21 protein-coding genes are annotated in these 17,172 nt (G+C 66.2%); 11 read left to right on the forward strand and 10 right to left on the reverse strand.

Annotation, left to right across the window (positions count from 1 at the left end; translation table 11 throughout):
• The first annotated feature begins 144 nt into the window (after nt 1-144).
• The 4 genes from AC4EEO_RS09330 to AC4EEO_RS09345 are packed head-to-tail and all read left to right on the forward strand — an operon-like array spanning nt 145 to nt 2,185.
• Nucleotides 145-573, forward strand: a complete 429-nt coding sequence (locus AC4EEO_RS09330) for a DUF3099 domain-containing protein (protein WP_491340312.1) — start codon at nt 145-147, stop codon at nt 571-573.
• Nucleotides 570-830, forward strand: a complete 261-nt coding sequence (locus AC4EEO_RS09335) for a hypothetical protein (protein WP_491340313.1) — start codon at nt 570-572, stop codon at nt 828-830. Before AC4EEO_RS09330 ends, AC4EEO_RS09335 begins: the two co-directional genes overlap by 4 nt.
• The gene (locus AC4EEO_RS09340) at nt 831-1,706 is read left to right on the forward strand and encodes an SURF1 family cytochrome oxidase biogenesis protein (RefSeq protein WP_018761294.1); all 876 of its coding nucleotides are present in this window, start codon (nt 831-833) and stop codon (nt 1,704-1,706) included. It abuts the gene before it with no gap.
• A gap of 2 nt (nt 1,707-1,708) precedes the next feature.
• The gene (locus tag AC4EEO_RS09345) at nt 1,709-2,185 is read left to right on the forward strand and encodes a YbaK/EbsC family protein (RefSeq protein ID WP_018761293.1); all 477 of its coding nucleotides are present in this window, start codon (nt 1,709-1,711) and stop codon (nt 2,183-2,185) included.
• Here the strand turns inward: AC4EEO_RS09345 and AC4EEO_RS09350 are convergent.
• Nucleotides 2,182-3,780 (reverse strand): ABC-F family ATP-binding cassette domain-containing protein, encoded by a 1,599-nt coding sequence (locus AC4EEO_RS09350; RefSeq protein ID WP_018761292.1) that lies wholly within the window; start codon nt 3,778-3,780, stop codon nt 2,182-2,184. The two genes, AC4EEO_RS09345 and AC4EEO_RS09350, sit on opposite strands and share 4 nt — an antisense overlap.
• A 209-nt stretch (nt 3,781-3,989) precedes the next feature.
• On the opposite strand from AC4EEO_RS09350, the gene AC4EEO_RS09355 reads away from it, so the two are divergent.
• On the forward strand, nt 3,990-5,054 hold the full coding sequence (locus AC4EEO_RS09355; protein ID WP_491340314.1) for a spore photoproduct lyase family protein: 1,065 nt from the start codon (nt 3,990-3,992) through the stop codon (nt 5,052-5,054).
• Between the two features lie 26 nt (nt 5,055-5,080).
• Here AC4EEO_RS09355 and AC4EEO_RS09360 read toward each other — a convergent pair whose 3' ends face one another.
• Both AC4EEO_RS09360 and AC4EEO_RS09365 read right to left on the reverse strand, forming a co-directional pair.
• Nucleotides 5,081-6,085, reverse strand: a complete 1,005-nt coding sequence (locus AC4EEO_RS09360) for a DUF808 domain-containing protein (RefSeq protein WP_018761290.1) — start codon at nt 6,083-6,085, stop codon at nt 5,081-5,083.
• A gap of 97 nt (nt 6,086-6,182) precedes the next feature.
• Nucleotides 6,183-6,620: a VOC family protein gene (locus AC4EEO_RS09365; RefSeq protein ID WP_491340315.1), complete on the reverse strand. Its 438-nt coding sequence runs from the start codon at nt 6,618-6,620 to the stop codon at nt 6,183-6,185.
• Between the two features lie 465 nt (nt 6,621-7,085).
• Here AC4EEO_RS09365 and AC4EEO_RS09370 point away from each other — a divergent pair, with 465 nt between their 5' ends.
• Nucleotides 7,086-7,490 (forward strand): VOC family protein, encoded by a 405-nt coding sequence (locus AC4EEO_RS09370; RefSeq protein WP_491329937.1) that lies wholly within the window; start codon nt 7,086-7,088, stop codon nt 7,488-7,490.
• A gap of 110 nt (nt 7,491-7,600) precedes the next feature.
• Here the strand turns inward: AC4EEO_RS09370 and AC4EEO_RS09375 are convergent, their stop codons facing one another.
• Nucleotides 7,601-8,167, reverse strand: a complete 567-nt coding sequence (locus AC4EEO_RS09375; protein WP_491340316.1) for a dihydrofolate reductase family protein — start codon at nt 8,165-8,167, stop codon at nt 7,601-7,603.
• Between the two features lie 148 nt (nt 8,168-8,315).
• Nucleotides 8,316-9,248 carry an NADP-dependent oxidoreductase gene (locus AC4EEO_RS09380; RefSeq protein WP_491340317.1) on the reverse strand — a complete coding sequence of 311 codons (933 nt, stop codon included), beginning with the start codon at nt 9,246-9,248 and terminating at the stop codon, nt 8,316-8,318.
• A gap of 90 nt (nt 9,249-9,338) precedes the next feature.
• Here AC4EEO_RS09380 and AC4EEO_RS09385 point away from each other — a divergent pair, with 90 nt between their 5' ends.
• The 4 genes from AC4EEO_RS09385 (at nt 9,339) to AC4EEO_RS09400 (ending at nt 11,984) form a co-directional block, all read left to right on the forward strand.
• A complete protein-coding gene (locus AC4EEO_RS09385) occupies nt 9,339-9,839 on the forward strand; it encodes a MarR family winged helix-turn-helix transcriptional regulator (RefSeq protein ID WP_018761285.1) in 501 nt (166 codons plus the stop codon).
• Nucleotides 9,840-9,970: 131 nt separating this feature from the next.
• Nucleotides 9,971-10,615: a biotin transporter BioY gene (locus AC4EEO_RS09390; protein ID WP_109044618.1), complete on the forward strand. Its 645-nt coding sequence runs from the start codon at nt 9,971-9,973 to the stop codon at nt 10,613-10,615.
• An 11-nt stretch (nt 10,616-10,626) separates the two neighbouring features.
• A complete protein-coding gene (locus AC4EEO_RS09395; protein WP_491340318.1) occupies nt 10,627-11,364 on the forward strand; it encodes an energy-coupling factor ABC transporter ATP-binding protein in 738 nt (245 codons plus the stop codon).
• Nucleotides 11,361-11,984: an energy-coupling factor transporter transmembrane component T family protein gene (locus tag AC4EEO_RS09400; RefSeq protein ID WP_018761282.1), complete on the forward strand. Its 624-nt coding sequence runs from the start codon at nt 11,361-11,363 to the stop codon at nt 11,982-11,984. The genes AC4EEO_RS09395 and AC4EEO_RS09400 overlap by 4 nt, the downstream gene beginning before the upstream one ends.
• A gap of 21 nt (nt 11,985-12,005) precedes the next feature.
• On the opposite strand, the gene AC4EEO_RS09405 is transcribed toward AC4EEO_RS09400, so the two are convergent.
• Both AC4EEO_RS09405 and AC4EEO_RS09410 read right to left on the reverse strand, forming a co-directional pair.
• On the reverse strand, nt 12,006-13,190 hold the full coding sequence (locus AC4EEO_RS09405) for a thiolase family protein (protein WP_109044620.1): 1,185 nt from the start codon (nt 13,188-13,190) through the stop codon (nt 12,006-12,008).
• Entirely contained in the window at nt 13,180-14,586 is a 1,407-nt protein-coding gene (locus tag AC4EEO_RS09410) for a class I adenylate-forming enzyme family protein (RefSeq protein WP_491340319.1), read from the reverse strand. Before AC4EEO_RS09410 ends, AC4EEO_RS09405 begins: the two co-directional genes overlap by 11 nt.
• 58 nt (nt 14,587-14,644) lie before the next feature.
• On the opposite strand from AC4EEO_RS09410, the gene ypfJ reads away from it, so the two are divergent.
• The gene (gene ypfJ / locus AC4EEO_RS09415) at nt 14,645-15,526 is read left to right on the forward strand and encodes a KPN_02809 family neutral zinc metallopeptidase (RefSeq protein WP_109044622.1); all 882 of its coding nucleotides are present in this window, start codon (nt 14,645-14,647) and stop codon (nt 15,524-15,526) included.
• Between the two features lie 96 nt (nt 15,527-15,622).
• On the opposite strand, the gene AC4EEO_RS09420 is transcribed toward ypfJ, so the two are convergent.
• Genes AC4EEO_RS09420 through AC4EEO_RS09430 form a run of 3 tightly spaced genes read right to left on the reverse strand, consistent with a single transcriptional unit; the run spans nt 15,623 to nt 17,162 of the window.
• Complete coding sequence (locus AC4EEO_RS09420; RefSeq protein WP_018761278.1) at nt 15,623-15,955, reverse strand: metal-sulfur cluster assembly factor; 333 nt, start codon at nt 15,953-15,955, stop codon at nt 15,623-15,625.
• Between the two features lie 12 nt (nt 15,956-15,967).
• Entirely contained in the window at nt 15,968-16,762 is a 795-nt protein-coding gene (sufC, locus tag AC4EEO_RS09425; RefSeq protein WP_491340320.1) for a Fe-S cluster assembly ATPase SufC, read from the reverse strand.
• Between the two features lie 43 nt (nt 16,763-16,805).
• Nucleotides 16,806-17,162 (reverse strand): non-heme iron oxygenase ferredoxin subunit, encoded by a 357-nt coding sequence (locus tag AC4EEO_RS09430; protein ID WP_018761276.1) that lies wholly within the window; start codon nt 17,160-17,162, stop codon nt 16,806-16,808.
• Nucleotides 17,163-17,172 lie beyond the last annotated feature (10 nt).

Below are 17,172 nucleotides of genomic sequence, written 5' to 3' on the forward strand. Positions count from 1 at the left end.
CCGGTTTTCTGCGGCAGGCTGGGCCGCGGTTGCAGTGAGTGGTTTGGGCTGCCTCCGATCTTAGCGGCAGCCCCGGTACGGGTTTGGGCAGCACTGCCGATGGTGCGAGAATTGAGGGAAGCCTTTGGAGCGTGATTATTCACCGTGACCCTTGAAAACCATGCGGGACATTCCGCGCCCGGAGAACCATGCCGGTTCTCCGGCGATACCGAGGTACACAGCATTACCGAAGCTGCTGGAGCGCACTCGGAGGACATGCGACAGCGGATGATCAAGTACGCCCTGGCAATGGGCATCCGCATGGTTTGCCTGGTCATGATTTTCGTGGTGGACGGCTGGTTCAAGATCATTGCGGTGGCCGGCGCGGTGTTCCTTCCCTGGGTGGCGGTGGTCATAGCCAACGGCAACGACAAGGCCGAAGGGCACAGCGACCTGCTGATCGATTCCGCGCCCCTGGCGGAGCTCGAAAGCCCGGCTCCCCCGGCCGAGGACGAAGAAGCAGGGAGCGCGGTGCTCCAGGGCGAACTGGTAGCAGACGACGAGGAACAGGGAGAGGAGCGGCAGGCGCCATGAGCCTTTTCGATTTCGCAGCAGGATCGGACATGGCATCGGAGCCAACGGCTCTCTGCTCGCGGAAGGCCTGCAGGTCCGAAGCGTCCTGGCAACTCCTCTGGAACAATCCCAAGATCCACGCTCCCGAGCGGCGGAAGACCTGGCTGGCCTGCGCGGAGCACCGGGTATGGCTTGAGGACTATCTGCAAACGCGGGGACTCTGGAAGGAAACCCTTCCCCTGCAGGCGGACGCGGTCCCCCTGGAGCAGGACATCTGAATGTACCGCTTCCTCTTCTCCAGCAAGTGGCTGGGCTATCTCCTGCTGGCCGCCATCTTTGCCACGGCCTGCGTCTTCCTGGGCCGCTGGCAGATGGACCGCCGCGCCGAAACCCTTGCCGAAATCAACAGGGTCGTCAACAACTATTCGGCAACCCCCATCCCTTTCTCCCAGGCGAAGGACCAGTTCGCGCAGCTGGACCCGGCCAAGGAATGGACCCAGGTTGAACTCAAGGGAACCTACGATGCTGCCGGCCAGCGCGTGGTGAGGAACCGGCCCCTCAACGGCCAGCCGGGGTACGAGGTTGTTGTCCCGTTCCGGCTGGACAGCGGCGAAACCGTGGTGATCGACCGGGGTTGGCTGCCCATCGGAAACAAGAATCCCGGCAGTCCGGATTCGGTGCCGGCGCCCCCGGCCGGTGAGGTGACCGCCGTCGTGCGCTTGAAGCACAGCGAGCCCGAGCTGCAGCGCGGGGCACCCACGGGACAATTGGCGTCCATCGACCTGCAAACTTATGCGGCGCAACTGGGCTATCCGGTGTTCACGGGGGCGTACGGCCAGCTGGCCTCGGAAACGCCCGCTGTTGCCGACATGCCCGTGGCGTTCCCCAAGCCGTCCACGGACGAGGGGACGCACCTGTCCTACTCCCTGCAGTGGTTCGCGTTCGGCGTGCTCATGTTCGTCGGCTTTGGCTATGCGGCGCGGCAGCAGGCGCGCAACGCCGCGATTGACGCCGAGGATGAGGAGACGCCCGCCGACGGGGCCGTCCACTCCGCCGTCCCGGCTGCCCGCCGTCGGCCGGCACCAGCGCGGAAGCGCACCAAGGCGACGGCCGAGGAAGAAGAAGACGCCCTGCTGGACGCGCAGGGGTTCTAAGAATGAGCGGGTACGACGCCGGCCCGGTCGCCTTGGTGCGCTCGGCACTGCTCGAAGCAGGGTTACCGGATACGGTGCGGACTTTTGCTGCCGGCGTCCCCACCGCCCTGGCAGCGGCGGAAGCCCTGGGGTGCGACGTTGCGGCCATTACCAACAGCCTGGTTTTTGAGCTGGACGGCCGGCCGCTGCTGATCCTCGCCAGCGGCGCGGCGCGGGTGGACACGAAGCTGGTGGCCGGGCAGCTGGGCCACGGCAGGATCCGCCGGGCCTCCCCCGACTTTGTCCTGGAGCACACGGGCCAGCAGGTGGGCGGCGTGGCACCGGTGGGCCACCCCGCGCCCATCAGGACCCTGCTGGATACCAGCCTGCGGGAACACGAAGTGCTCTGGGCCGGAGCAGGCGACCATAACTCCATGTTCAGCATCACCTACCAGCAGCTGCTCCGCATGACCGCGGCCCGGGAACTGACCGTCCGCTAGGCCAGGGTGATCAGGTCCAGGTAGTCCTCGTTCCAGAGGTCCTCCACACCGTCCGGGAGCATGACGACGCGTTCGGGGTTGAGGGCCTCCACCGCGCCCTCGTCGTGGCTGACCAGGACGACGGCGCCGGTGTAGTTCCGCAGGGCGCCCAGGATTTCGGCGCGGCTGGCGGGGTCCAGGTTGTTGGTAGGTTCATCGAGGAGCAGGACGTTGGCGCTGGAAGCCACGATGGTGGCCAGGGCCAGGCGGGTCTTCTCTCCGCCGGAGAGGACGCCGGCGGGCTTGTCGACGTCGTCGCCGGAGAACAGGAACGAGCCCAGGATGCCGCGGACCTCGGCGTCCTTCATGTCCGGCGCGGAGGAGCGCATGTTCTCCAGCACGGTGCGGTCGTGGTCCAGGGTTTCGTGTTCCTGGGCGTAGTAGCCCACCTTGAGCCCGTGGCCCGGGATGACCTCGCCGGTGTCCGGTGCGTCCACGCCGGCGAGCATGCGCAGCAGGGTGGTCTTGCCGGCGCCATTGAGCCCCAGGATGACCACCTTGGAACCGCGGTCGATCGCCAGGTCCACGTCGGTGAAGATTTCCAGCGAACCGTAGGATTTGCTGAGCCCGTCCGCGGTGAGCGGGGTCTTGCCGCAGGGCGACGGATCGGGGAAACGAAGCGCTGCCACGCGGTCCTGCTCGCGGACCGCTTCCAGGCCGCTGAGCAGCCGTTCGGCACGCTTGGCCATGTTCTGCGCGGCGACGGCCTTGGTGGCCTTGGCCCGCATCTTGTTGGCCTGGTCCATGAGGACCTGTGCCTTCTTTTCGGCATTGGCGCGTTCACGCTTGCGGGCGCGCTCATCCGTTTCGCGCTGCTGGAGGTAGCGCTTCCAGTCCATGTTGTAGAAGTCGATCTGGGCACGGTTGGCGTCCAACAGGAACACCTTGTTGACGGTGGCTTCCAGCAGGTCCGTGTCGTGGCTGATGACGATCAGGCCGCCCTGGTGGTTCTTCAGGAAGTCACGCAGCCAGGCGATGGAGTCGGCGTCGAGGTGGTTGGTGGGCTCGTCCAGCAGCATCGTCTCGGCATCGGAGTACAGGATGCGGGCCAGCTCCACGCGGCGCCGCTGCCCGCCGGAGAGTGTCTTCAGCGGCTGGTTCAGCAGGCGGTCGGGGAGGGCGAGGTTGGAACAGATCGACGCCGCTTCAGCCTCGGCCGCGTAGCCGCCCGCGGCCAGGAACTCCGATTCCAGCCGGTCGTAGCGGTTCATGGCCTTCCGCTGGACCTCGGGGTCCTCGCTGGCCATCTCATCGTGCGCCTTGCGGAGTTTGCCGACGACGATATCGAGGCCACGGGCAGAGAGGATCCGGTCCCGGGCCAGCTGTTCCATGTCAGGGGTCCGCGGATCCTGGGGAAGGTAGCCGATTTCGCCGCTGCGGGTGACCTTGCCGGCAGCCGGAAGCCCCTCCCCTGCAAGGACGCGGGTCAGCGTGGTCTTGCCGGCCCCGTTCCGGCCCACCAGTCCGATCTTGTCCCCTTTGTCGATGCGGAAGCTCACCTGGTCCATGAGGAGCCGGGCGCCGGCACGCAGTTCAAGATCCTGGACAGTAATCACAGCAGGTAAGGCCTTTCACAAACAGGGATAAGCCGCGGCCCGGAGCGTCTGTGGTTGGGCGGGGCGGTAAACGGCCGGAGAACGGCACAGTCCAGTCTACCGTCCAGCGGGCCACCGCAATTTCAACGTCCGGGCCAGTGGACTATCGGTGCCGGCATCGGCCGTGGCGTGCGGATGCCGGCTTCCTGCACCCATGGAGAATGGGGTGCATGGAATTTGACCGTCTCCTCCAGGTCCGGCGCATCTATGCCCAGCCTGAAGCTTTGGAGCTGCCCCGTGGCCAGGAGATCGTGGCACGCTGGCCGGATGCGGACGTTGTGCTGGTGGAGAACCATTGGAACATTCCGGACGTGCACGGTGACGAAACGAACGTCCCGCGCTGGTCACGGATCAAGACGGAGGCGCTGGTACTCGGCGTGAAGAAGTCGCTGGCCGTCAAGCCCAATGGGCGTTCGGCGGACTTCATCGCACCCTCGACCGCCAACGGGTGCGCCATGGCGTGCGCCTACTGCTATGTTCCCCGCCACAAGGGCTACAGCAACCCGGTCACCGTGTTCGCCAACATCGGGCAGATCGCCGGAGCCATCGAACGGCATGCCGCCCGCCAGGGGATCAAGCTGGAGCCCAACCAGTGCGACGCTGAGCTCTGGGTCTATGACATCGGAGAAAACAGCGACTGCTCCGTAGACGCCCTGATCAGCGACAACGTGGAAGAGCTGGTCGCGTTGTTCCGCGAAATGCCCAACGCCAAGCTGTCCTTCGCCACGAAGTTCGTCAACCCCGCGATGCTGGAATGGGACCATGGCGGCCACACCAGGATCCGCTTTTCATTGATGCCCGCGGACCTGGCAAAGTCCATCGATGTCCGCACATCGCCGGTTGCCGACAGGATGGCCGCCATCAACGATTTTGTTGCAGCCGGCTACGAAGTGCACGTGAATTTCTCCCCGGTCATCATCACGGATACCTGGCTTGCGGACTGGGAACAACTGCTGCGCCAACTCGACGCAACCCTGACCCCCGAAGCCAAAGCCCAACTGGCGGCGGAGGTCATCTTCCTCACCCATAATGAGCAGCTGCATAAGGTCAACCTTGGCTGGCACCCGCAGGCAGAGGAGGTGCTGTGGCGTCCCGGCCTGCAGGAAGCCAAGGTCTCGTCGAACGGCTTCAGCAACGTCAGGTACCGCGCCCGGGCGAAGGCCGGTTACGTGCGGCAGCTCTCCACACTCGTCGCCGACATAGCGCCGTACTGCCGGATCCGCTACGCGTTCTAGCGGAGGCTGTTGTTCGCCGCGCGGCGTCAGCCCTGGTGATTCTCCGACTGCCGGCGGGCGGCCGCGTCATGGCCGTCCTTGGCTTCTTTGGCCTTGCCAAACGGCAGCACTTTCATCAGCGGGCCCACGACGGCCAGGACCACCAGGCCCCAGGCAAGTCCCAGTACCGCCGAGCACAAAGTGTTGACGAGCCACGCGAGGAGGCCGCCGACGGCTGGAACGGATTCCACCGGGTGCTCCAGGGCGTGGACGAGGTCGTAGGGTGCGTGCCAGCCGAGATCGTGGGCCCCCTGCAGCATGATGTGGCCGCCAACCCACAGCATGGCAATCGTGCCGACGAACGTGATGGCCGCCAGGACGGCCGGCATCCCCCTGACGAGCAGTTCACCGATGCGCTTGGAACGTGACGAGTCCTTGTCCATCAGGTGCAGCCCGATATCGTCCATTTTGACGATGAGGGCCACCGCACCGTAAACCAGCACCGTGATGGCAAACGCCACCAGCACCAGAATGAACGCCCGGACCCAAATGGATTCCGTTGCGACCTCATTCATGGAGATGACCATGATTTCGCAGGACAGGATGAAGTCGGTGGTGATGGCGCCCTTGACCACTTTTGCTTCGGCATCGTGCCCGCGCTCCACGGCCGGAGCCTCCCCGGCGTCATGATGGCCGCCACGGAACTTGTGCCAGACCTTCTCCGCTCCTTCATAGCAGAGGTAGGTACCGCCGAGCATGAGGATGAAGGGGATGATCCCGGGAACGAACGCACTGATGAGCAGCAGGGCCGGGAGGATGATCAAGAGCTTGTTGCGAATCGAGCCCCAGAAGATCTTCTTGATCATTGGCAGTTCCCGGGCCGGGTCCGCACCTGAGACGTACTGCGGGGTGACGGCGGCGTCGTCGATGACCACGCCCGCGGCCTTGGCTCCGGCCTTTGCGGCGCCGGCCGCGACGTCGTCCACCGAGGCGGCCGCGATCCGGGCCAGCGCTGCCACGTCGTCGAGCAGGGCGACGAGACCGCCGCTCACAGCCGGCCTCCGCGCAGTGTGCTATTGCGGCGGTGGGGATTTGGGGCAGGGTGCGTGATGGGCATGTTCGGAGTATATTGCAGGCCGCCGGGCGTCCTCAGCCCTTCTGCAGTTCCTCGGCGAACATCACAATGATTCCGCTGGGGCCGCGCACATAGGAGAGTTTGTAGACGTCGCCATACGTTGCGACGCCGCGCAGCGGGTGGCAGCCGTGCCTGGCAGCAATGCCAAGGGCATCCTCGATGCTGTCAACGGAGAAGGCCACTCGATGCATGCCGATTTCGTTGGGCAGGGTGGGCTCTGTGGGCATTGCATCGGGATGGATGTATTCGAACAGTTCGAGGCGGCCGTTGCCGTCCGGGGTCTGGAGGAGGGCAATTTTGGCGTGGTTGCCGTCCAGGCCCACAGCCGTGTCTGCCCAGTCGCCGCTGACCGTGTCCCGGCCCAGGACGGTGAGGCCGAGGTCGGTGAAGAACGCGATTGTTGCTTCCAGATCGCTGACGGCGATGCCGACGTTTTCAAGTTTGATGGGCATACGGCACAGGGTACCAAGCAGGCGCTTCCCGCAAACCCCTGTTTTGGTGCGCAGTCTGCTGCCTGAGTCCCGCTCATGGCGGCAGACAGATGTGCCGACATGTCGTGTGACAGTGCGAGGTGAGGGCCGTCACGCGACGCCGAGTGCATGGATGCGCGAGGATCTCACCGATCTCAAAGGCGTACGCCGCCGACACCGCATCGGCCCGATCGGCGTGCCGAGATGCGAAAGATTCACCCACCTATTCCAGGAGCTGGCACCGCTGGGACAGTCCTTAAACCGGCGTAACCAGTATTCGGCGGGGTTGGGGTCGTCCAGTGGTCGAGCGATTGTCCGGCTGGAAGTCAGTGGCGAAGCCACAGCGTACCCGGGCGGGACGCCTCGGCAATGCGGCAGCGCCCAGCCCAGTTGCGGACCGCCGCTGGGATCTTGACCTCATACTTGCATCTTGCAACTATGAGCCGCATGAGCCTCTTCATCACCTGCCCGGTTGACAGCGTTGAACGCGCAACCGCTTTCTACACCGCACTGGGCTGGACTCTCCAACCGGAAATGTCCAATCAGAACGTGTCATGTTTCGCGATCGCACCAGAGCAGTTCGTCATGCTCGGCAGCCGCGAGATGTATGCGAGCGTCGGCGGCGCCGAGGAGCTGGTAGGCGGACCCGATACGCCGTCAAAGGTCACTGTCTCGTTTGATGTCGGGAGCCGTGAGGCGGTCGATGAGCTCGTCGAGCGCGCCGGTGCCGCCGGCGGGCGGATCGGTGATACCGACGACTACCCCTTCATGTACCAGCGCCAGTTCGACGATCCTGACGGTTACCACTACTCGCCGTTTTGGATGAAACCGGACGCCGATCCGGCCGAGTGAGTGATCCGCCGCGGCCCGGCGTTGCGCGGGATCTTCCCTGCAGGCGAACTGACACTGATGAGCATCCATCTGATCTCAGCTTCAGCTAATACTGGTCCCGTTCAGACCATCTACGAACCCGTGGGCCCTGGCAGCACGGTCGGGACGTATTTTACCAGCTGGATGCGTCCATCGAAGGTCCGGCTGCCGATCATGTCGAGGGCGACGTCGGGGTACCCGTCGTAGATCCTCTCTCGGCCGGTGCTCCCGGTGATGACGGGGAAGATGACCACGCGGAAGCGGTCCACGAGACCTGCCTTCAGTAGCGACCGGCACAGCGTGAGGCTGCCTATCGTGCGCATTGACGTCGTCCCGGCTGCCTTCATCTCTCGCACGGCCTCAACGGCGTCCCGCGCGACGAGTTGAGCGTTCGCCCACGCGAGGGGTTCGCGCAATGTCTTCGAGAACACGATCGTCGACAGACCGGCCAGAGGTTCGGTACCGGGTTCGCCGGCAGCGGAGAGGCCTGACATGACGCGGTACGTCGTTGCCCCCATCAGCACGGTGTAGTCGACTTCGGGGGTATCTCCGAGCCATGCCAGGTATTCGGGCCCTTCAAGTCCCCACCAGCCCGGCCAGCCGTCCGCAGCCGCGTAGCCGTCGAGCGAGGTGATGAAGTCGATGAGGAGTTCGGGCATCGTCGGGTCCTTGTCCGAGAATTTCAGCTGGTGCGTTCATCCTCTCTCCGATGTAAGGCGGCTACAACGCCTGCTTGCCTGCCCACCAATGCAAAGCCCGAGTGCCGTAAGCGTTCGCCATCCCCGAAACCGACGTTCGGGCAGCAGGTCAGCCCGCCAGGACAATGACCTTGCCGGGCACGCGGCCAACGCTCGCCTCCGCGTGGAGGGCAGGCAGTTCCGCGAGGGTAATGCGTCGGGTGACTTCGACGGTGAGTTGCCCGTCGTCGACCAGGGATACCAACTCTGAGAGGCGTTCGCGGTTGGGACGGACGTAGACGGTGGCAGCACGCACACCACGCGTCTCGTCGCCCGGCGTCTGCATGAATGCCGTGGTGCTGACCACCGCGCCGCCATCGCGCACCAGGGCCACCAGCGCGGCAAATTGCTCCGGCTCGATCGGAGCCAGGTTGAGCAGCACATCGACCTGCCCGTCGACGGCGCCGAGCAGGTCGACGGCCGTATGGTCGATGACCTCATCCGCGCCTGCCGCGCGGACAGCGTCGATACTGCGTGGACTTGCGGTTGCCACCACGTGCACGCCGGCGCGCTTCGCGAGTTGGATGGCGTATTTGCCCACCACACCGCCGGCGCCGACAATGAGCAGCCGCTGCCCCGCCTCCAGCTGCCCCTCGTCAACGAGGGCTTGCCAGGCCGTCAATGCCACAGAAGGCAGTGCCGCTGCATCAGCCAGTGGAATGGTCGCCGGGGCGGCCACGACCGCATCGGCGGGGGCAATGACGTAGTCCGCGGCGCCGCCGTCCTGTTCCATGGGCAGGAACCCGATGACCGGATCGCCTGCCGAAATACCCTCGACGTCTTTGCCTACCGCATCGACGATGCCGGATACGTCATAGCCGGGAACGTGCGGCAGCACCACCGGGATCGGCAGGAATCCCGCCCGCATTCCGTTATCGGCCGCATTGAAGGCGGACGCGGCTACACGCAGCCGGACCTCTCCAGCGGCCGGCACCGGCTGCTCGATCTCCGTGAGCTGAAGCACCTCGGGGCCGCCTACCTCGTGAAACTGCACTGCCTTCATGATTGTCCCTTTCAGTTGATGCTTCGAATTTGAAGCAATGAAATGAAGGTAGCATTGCTTCGAACTCGAATCAACCCCTAGGATGGAACCATGGACGAAGCACCCTTGAACCTGACCCCCACCCAGCTCGGGGCGTATTTCGCGTTCACGGAGGTCAGCAGCCTGCTCCGCCACGCAGTGGAGAAACAGCTCCGCGATGCCGGTGACCTCAGCTACGTCCAGTTCCAGCTCCTGGCCCGCCTCGGAGACGCCCCGGACGGGCAGCTGCGCATGACGGACCTCGCCGACGGCGTTGTCTACAGCCGCAGCGGGCTGACCTACCAGGCGCAATCGCTCGAACAGCGCGGCCTCGTCTCCCGCTCCCCCTCCCCCGAGGACGAACGCAGCACCGTCCTGACACTCACCGACGCCGGCCGCACCGTACTCGGGGCCGTGTTCCCCGGCCATATCAACGCCGTGCGGAGCTTGCTGTTCGCGGCCCTGTCAGACAGCGACGTTGACGACCTCGCGCGCATCCTCGGCCGGGCATCCGCGCACCTCCGCGCAGCTCCGCCGCGCTCAGCCGCACCCCGCCGTCGGAAGGCAACCTAGGAGCCAATTTGTGCCCAGCCCAACGCAGCCCGCACCCGGCGTAGTAGACCCCCTACAAAATAGGCACCGTTCCACCCCGGTAACGTCGGCGGTACATTAGATTCCGCTTGTACAACCCCGACAGGACCGCCATGAGCAACACCCGCACCACTACACCGAACAGCCAACCGACAGGACGCCGCCGCTGGAACGGCACCGACCTGGGGCTTATTGCCGTCTTCGCCGCCCTCGTCGCCGGCGCAGCACTCGTGCCGGGGTTGGCCCTGAACGGTTTTGGCGTCCCCATTACCTTCCAGACCCTCGCCGTGATGCTCACAGGCCTGGTGCTCGGTCCTGCCCGCGGACTTGCCGCCGTCGGGCTCTACACCCTCCTGGGGCTCGCCGGCCTGCCCATCTTCAGCCAGGGCCGCAGCGGCCTGGGCATCCTTGCCGGCCCCTCAGCCGGCTACATCATCGCTTTCCCCATCGCGGCGGGAGTGGTGGGCTGGCTGGCCACCATCATCATCAAACGCACCAGCAAGGCCCGCGCGCTCTGGTTCTTCCTCGCCGCCACCGCCACCAGCGTTGTGGTGGTCCACACCCTGGGCATTTTGGGCATCGCCCTGAACTCGAAGGCAACCCTGGAACAGGCCTTCGTGGGCGACCTTGTCTTCTACCCCGGCGACGTCATCAAGAACATCCTTGCGGCGGCCATCGCCGTCGCGCTGCACCGCGCCTTCCCCGATGTCCTGGTCCGCCGGGTACGGCGGCAGGCCGCCACTCCTGCAACGGCGTAGGACTGCAAGCCATGCCCACCGTGACATTCGACAAGGTAACGGTTGCGGTCCAACAAGAGGATTCCCCGCAGCCCAAGGTCCTCCTTGATGACGTCAACCTCCGGCTGGACGAACCACGCGTGGGCGTCATCGGCGCCAACGGCTCCGGCAAGTCCACGCTGCTGCGGCTGGTCAACGGGCTGGTCCAGCCCACCACGGGCACGGTGGCGGTCGACGGCGACGACACAGAACGTGCCGTGCGGAAAGTCAGGCGGAACGTCGGTTTCGTCTTCACCGACCCGCTATCCCAGCTGGTAATGCCCACCGGCCGGGAGGACGTGGAGCTGTCACTGCGCCGCTCGGTGAAGAACGGAGCCGAGCGGCGCAGCCGGGCCGAGGCTGCCCTGGCGCGGCTCGGCATCCTGACGCTGGCAGACCAAAGCATCTACGAACTCTCCGGCGGCGAACGGCAGCTGATGGCCCTCGCCGCCGTCCTGGCCATTGACCCCAAGGTCCTGGTCCTGGACGAACCGTCAACACTGCTGGACCTGCGCAACCGCGAGCTGCTCCGGAGGACCCTGGCGGGCCTGGACCAGCAGATCATCATGTCCACCCACGACCTGGACCTTGCCCTGGAAATGGACCGGGTGCTGGTTATCGAACAGGGGCGCGTGGCCTTCGATGGCGCCCCGGCCGACGCCGTGGCGGCCTACCGTTCCTGGTGCATGGACGGGCTCAACAGGATCAACACCGCAACGGACACGCCATGAGGGGCCACGGATTCCTCCTGGCCAATTACGTGCCGGGGACCTCGTTCCTCCACCGGTCACCGCTGGCGCTGAAGTTCCTCCTCGTGGTTGGGTGCGGCCTGGCATCCTTCGTCATCGTGGACTGGGGCGTCTCCGCTGCGGTCCTGGCAGTTCTTGGCGGACTCTTCCTGGGGGCAGGCGCCGGGGGGAAGAGGCTTTGGGGGGCTGTCCGGCCGCTTGTCCCCGTGCTCCTGGTGGTGGGACTCTTCCAGGCGTGGCAGCTGGGCGCACCCACCGGCGCAAGGATTGTGCTGAACATCCTGGTGTGCGTCGTTGCTGCGTCCCTGCTCACCGCCACCACTCCGGTGCAGCAGCTGCTCGACGGCGTCGTCCGGCTGGCACGACCCTTCGAAAGGTTCGGTGCCGACCCTGAGCGTTTCGCCCTGACCATCGGCATCATGCTCCGCAGCATTCCGTACATCGCGGGAACATTCGCTGACGTACGGGACTCCGCGCGGGCAAGGGGCCTGGAACGCAATCCGCGGGCCCTGGTCCTGCCGGTGTTCATCACCTCCGTGGCCTACGCACGGCAAACCGGGGAAGCGCTCGCCGCCCGCGGCCTGGGCGAGGCCGAGGACTGACGGGGCACGCTAGAACCCGGCTCAGCAGCCCAGGCGCCGGTACTCCAGGAGCGCGGCCGTTCCCATGCCGCCCGCCATGCTGATCATCGCCATCGCCAAGGTGCCATCGACTCCCGATTTCCGTGCCTGCGCGAACAGCCGGGTCACCAGGACGGCCCCGGAGGCCCCGTAGGCGTGCCCCAGGGCCAAAGCACCGCCATCCAGGTTCACCCCCGCCGGATCGATCCCCAGCTCATCGAGGCATGCGAGCGTTTGCGAGGCGAACGCTTCGTTGAATTCCACGAGGTCCAGGTCCCCGGCCGCGACACCGGCCCCGGCCAGCACCTGCCGGGCCGCGCTCGCGGCACCGATCCCCAGCACCCCCGGAGCAACCCCGGCGGTGTGGGTACCGCGCACCAGCAGCGCGTCCCGGGCGCCCAGTTCGCGTGCACGTTGCAGCGAGGTCATGACGACGGCGGACGCTGCGTCCGCGTCGAAGCACGAGTTCCCGGCGGTGACCGTGCCCCCGGCGACGAAGGCGGCAGGGAACCGCGCCATGATTGCCGGGGTGAGGCCGGCCCGCGGTCCGTCATCGGTGGCGACGGTGCCTCCCGGGGTGGGCAGGGCCACGATTTCGCCCTCAAAGGTCCCGTCCCGCCCTGCTGCAAGGGCTTTCCGGTGGCTGGCCAGCGCAAACGCATCCTGCCGGTCGCGGCCGACACCATATTCCTGCGCCACCGTCTCGGCGGCCACGCCCATGTCCGGATCGCCGAAGCTGTGCGGCACAAACTGGGCGCGATGGTAGAACTCCGGACCGCCGTCGTCGTTCCGGTGCGCCCGCAACGGCGCCGTGCTGGTGCTTTCCACTCCGCCGGCAAGGTACACCTGGTTGCCGCCGCCGGCCACCAGCCGTGCGGCGAGGACGATGGCGTCCAGGCCGGATCCGCACTGCCGGTCCACGGTGAGCCCCGGAACGGTGACCGGCAGCCCGGCTTCCAGGAGGGCAAGACGGGCCACGTTTCCGCCGCCCCCCACAGCATTGCCGATGACGACGTCGTCAACGGCGGACGGCTCCAGGGCGGCCTGGCCGACCAGCTCCCGCAAGACCGGGGCCAGGAGTTCATGGGAGCGCAGGGCCCGCAAAGGTCCGTTGATCCGGCAGACCGGTGTCCGGAGGGCGGCGATGATGACCGGCTGCCGCTCCGCCGGGAGATCCTCAGCCACCAAGGCTGCGCACCCGCGGGTCCCTGGCGTTGATCCATTCCAGCAGCAGGCTGCGGCTGACCTTGCCGCGGTCCGTGGTGGGGAGTTCGGGCAGGACGTAGTACTGCAGCGGCCGTTTGTCCCTGGCCAGGATCTCCTCCAGCCCGGCCCGCAGCTGGGTGGCGGTGATTCCGCCCTGGGACGGGACCACGCCGGCCACCACACGCTGCCCGCGCAGGTCGTCCGGCATGCCGGCAGCCACCGCTGCGGCCACCCCTGGAACGGCGGCCAACGCCAGTTCAACCTCATGCGGGTAGACATTCCGCCCGGCGGTAAGGATCATGTCCGCACGCCGGCCCAGGATGTGCAGCTCCCCGTCTGCCAGATAGCCCTGGTCCCCCACCGTGAACCAGCTCCCGAACGAGCGCAGGGCCTCGCCGTCGTCCCCCCACAAATAGCCGTTGCTGACCATGCCGCTGCGCACGCAGATATTGCCGTAACTGCCCTCCGGCACCCCGGCGCCGGCGTCATCCCGGATGCTGACCTGGACGCCGGGAAAAGGCCGGCCAATGCCGGTCCCACCCGGAGTTCCGGGCTGCCCGGCCGCCAGTCCGAGTCCGGAGACAAAGCTGAGCTCGGACGCACCGTAGTACTCGTAGATCGTCGCGTTGGGCGCCCAGCGCCGGGCGGCTTCAAGGGTCCTGGCATCGAGTTTGGAACCGGCACAGATGATGGTCCGGATCCCCGATGCGTCAACGCATCCGGTCATGCCGCGTTCACTGAGCATCCGCAGCATGGTGGGCACCAGCACCAGCCGGGTTACCCGGTCGTGCGTAATAGCCGCATGGACGTCGCCAACGTCGAACGACTCCAGCGTTTGGAACTCGGAGCCGGCATAAAGGCATTCGGCCAGGGCATACAGGTTTAGGCTGGCCGCCAGCGGGCCGGGCGCGAGGGTCACATCATCCTGGCGCAGGCCGAAGAACTCGATGGACGCGTCAAAGGACTGCTGCCACGAGTGCCGGGAGCGGGTGAAGGCCTTGGGCACCGACGTGGTTCCCGAGGTAAGGCCAATGAGGAATCCGGTGTCCGGCGGCCCGTCGGCCAGGGCGTCGTCCGGGTCCACCTGGGCAGGAACCGCGCACTCCTCAACCCGGCGGACAATGTCCTCCTGCAGGGCGGCGGGCCAGGAGGGGTCGAGGACCGCGCACTGCCGGGTGCCGGCGACCGCCGCAGCGAACCTGGCCGCGAAATCCACCGAATTGGCCTCGCAGAGGGTGGTCACCGACTTTGTCTCCGCCACCAGCTCTGCGGCAGCGTCCCGCAGCTCCGCCCAGTCCAGCCGGCGCCCGGCGACCACGACGGCGGTCTGGTGCGGCCGCTGCTCCGCCCAGCGCTGGATCTTGTTCAGGAAAGGCACGGACCAACTTTACCGGCAGGCACGGATTGAGCCTCCGGGCCGCGGGTATTGTGACGTTATGAGTTTCAACGACAACGCGCAGCTGGATCCGTCCCAGGTCCAGGACCGGCGGGGCATGGGCACCGGGGTCAAGGTTGGGGGCGGGATTGGCGGCGGATTGGTGCTGCTCATTGCGCTGCTCTTGGGCATCAACCCCAACCTCCTTGGCGGGTTGACCGACGGCGGGACTGCCGGACAATCCCAGGGCACCGCACCGTCCTGCACCACCGGTGCGGACGCGGATGCCCGCCTCGACTGCCGGATCACCGGTACGGTCAACAGCCTCAACGCCTTTTGGCCCGGCTACCTTAAGAAGTACAACGTGCAGTATCCCCGCCCCGAAGCAGTGATCTTCAGCGGCGGCACCAATACCGCCTGCGGGGCCGCCACCTCGGAGGTGGGTCCGTTCTACTGCCCCACCGATACCACCGCGTACTTCGACCCAGGGTTCTTCCAGGAACTCGTGGACCGGTTTGGCTCCTCCGGCGGCCCGCTGGCGCAGGAATATGTGGTGGCCCACGAGTTTGGCCACCACATCCAAAACCTGCTGGGCGACCTGGGGCGGGCCCAGCAGGACCCCCAGGGACCCGAATCCGGTTCCGTGCGGACCGAGCTGCAGGCTGACTGCTACGCAGGATTGTGGGCCAAGTATGCCTCCAGCACTCCGGACCCGGCCACCGGCCAGCCCTACCTGGAACCGCTCACCCAGCAGGATGTCAACGATGCCCTCTCGGCGGCCGCGTCCGTGGGTGACGACCGGATCCAGAAGGCGGCCACGGGGCGCGTCTCCCCGGAGGGCTGGACGCACGGGTCCAGCGAGGAACGCCAGCGCTGGTTTGCCCGCGGCTACCAGTCCGGGGACATCAAGCAGTGCGACACCTTCAGCGCCGCCACCCTTTAACTGGGCCCACGCTACCGAGGGGCGTAAAGGGCCGGTGGGGACGACGACGGCGGGCCACCTTCCCAGGGGATGGTGGCCCGCCGTCGTCGTACTTATTCAGATGTTGAAGCCGAGGGCCCGCATCTGGTCCTTGCCGTCGTCGGTGATCCGCTCGGGACCCCAGGGCGGCATCCATACCCAGTTCAGGCGCCAGTCGTCCACAACGCCGTCCAGGGCCTGTCCCACCTGCTCCTCGAGAACATCGGTGAGCGGGCAGGCAGCAGTGGTGAGCGTCATGTCGATCAGCAGGGCGCCGTCGTCGTCGGAGTACTTGAGGCCGTACAGCAGACCCAGGTCCACCACGTTGACGCCAAGCTCAGGGTCGATGACGTCCTTGAGCGCCTCTTCGACGTCCTCCAGGGCCGTTCGGCCCGGCTTGATTTCGGTCATGACAAGTCCTTACTAGGCCTGTGCTGCGGCAGCAGCCGCGATGGTGGCTGCACCGGCGCCCGTGGCGTAACGGTCGTAGCCCTCTTCCTCGAGGCGGTCGGCCAGTTCGGGGCCGCCTTCCTCGACGACCTGACCGTCCACGAACACGTGGACGAAGTCAGGCTTGATGTAGCGCAGGATGCGCGTGTAGTGAGTGATCAGCAGGGTGCCCATGTTGCCTTCGGCGTGGGCGCGGTTGACGCCCTCCGAGACGATCTTGAGGGCATCGACGTCCAGGCCGGAGTCAGTCTCGTCGAGGACGGCGAACTTGGGCTTGAAGAGCTCGAGCTGCAGGATCTCCACGCGCTTCTTCTCGCCGCCGGAGAAGCCTTCGTTGACGTTGCGCTGGGCGAAGTCGGCGTCGATCCGCAGCTTCTCCATCGCGGCCTTGACGTCCTTGGTCCAGGTGCGCAGGGCCGGCGCCTGGCCGTCAATGGCGGTCTTGGCGGTGCGGAGGAAGTTGGTCATGGTGACACCGGGAACCTCGACCGGGTACTGCATGGCCAGGAAGACACCGGCGCGGGCGCGCTCGTCGACGCTCATGGCCAGGAGGTCTTCGCCATCCAGCGTGATGGTGCCGCTGGTCACGGTGTAGCGGGGGTGGCCGGCGATGGTGGATGCCAGCGTGGACTTGCCGGAGCCGTTGGGGCCCATGATGGCGTGCGTTTCGCCGGTCCTGATGGTCAGGCTGACGCCCTTCAGGATCTCCTTGGTGCCCTGCTCCGTGTCAATGCTGACGTGCAGGTCCTTGATCTCAAGAGTTGACATGCTCTTCTTTCTTCTTCGTTCGTAAGTCCGGTGCTGCGGGCGCTCAGTAGTTGTTTACTGCCGCGCCGTTCAAAACGTTGGTGACGTCCACGTAGACGTCGTCGCCATCGAGTTCGACGGCAAAGACGGGCACGGGATCGTAGGCGGGGAGCTGGAGGGGCTGGCCGCTGCGCAGGTCGAACTGGGAGCCGTGCCCCCAGCACTCGATGGCGCAGCCTTCCACGTCGCCCTCGGACAGTGAGATGTCCGCGTGCGAGCAGGTGTCGCCGATGGCGTGGATGTCGCCCATCGAGTCCCTGACGACTGCCACAGGATAGCCGTCCACCAGGATGCGCAGCGCCTGCTTGACCTTGATGTCATTGGCGCTGCACACCAGCTCGCCCTTGGGAGTCCCGTTCATGCGTTCGTGC

The organism is Pseudarthrobacter sp. MOO13, assembly GCF_058267655.1.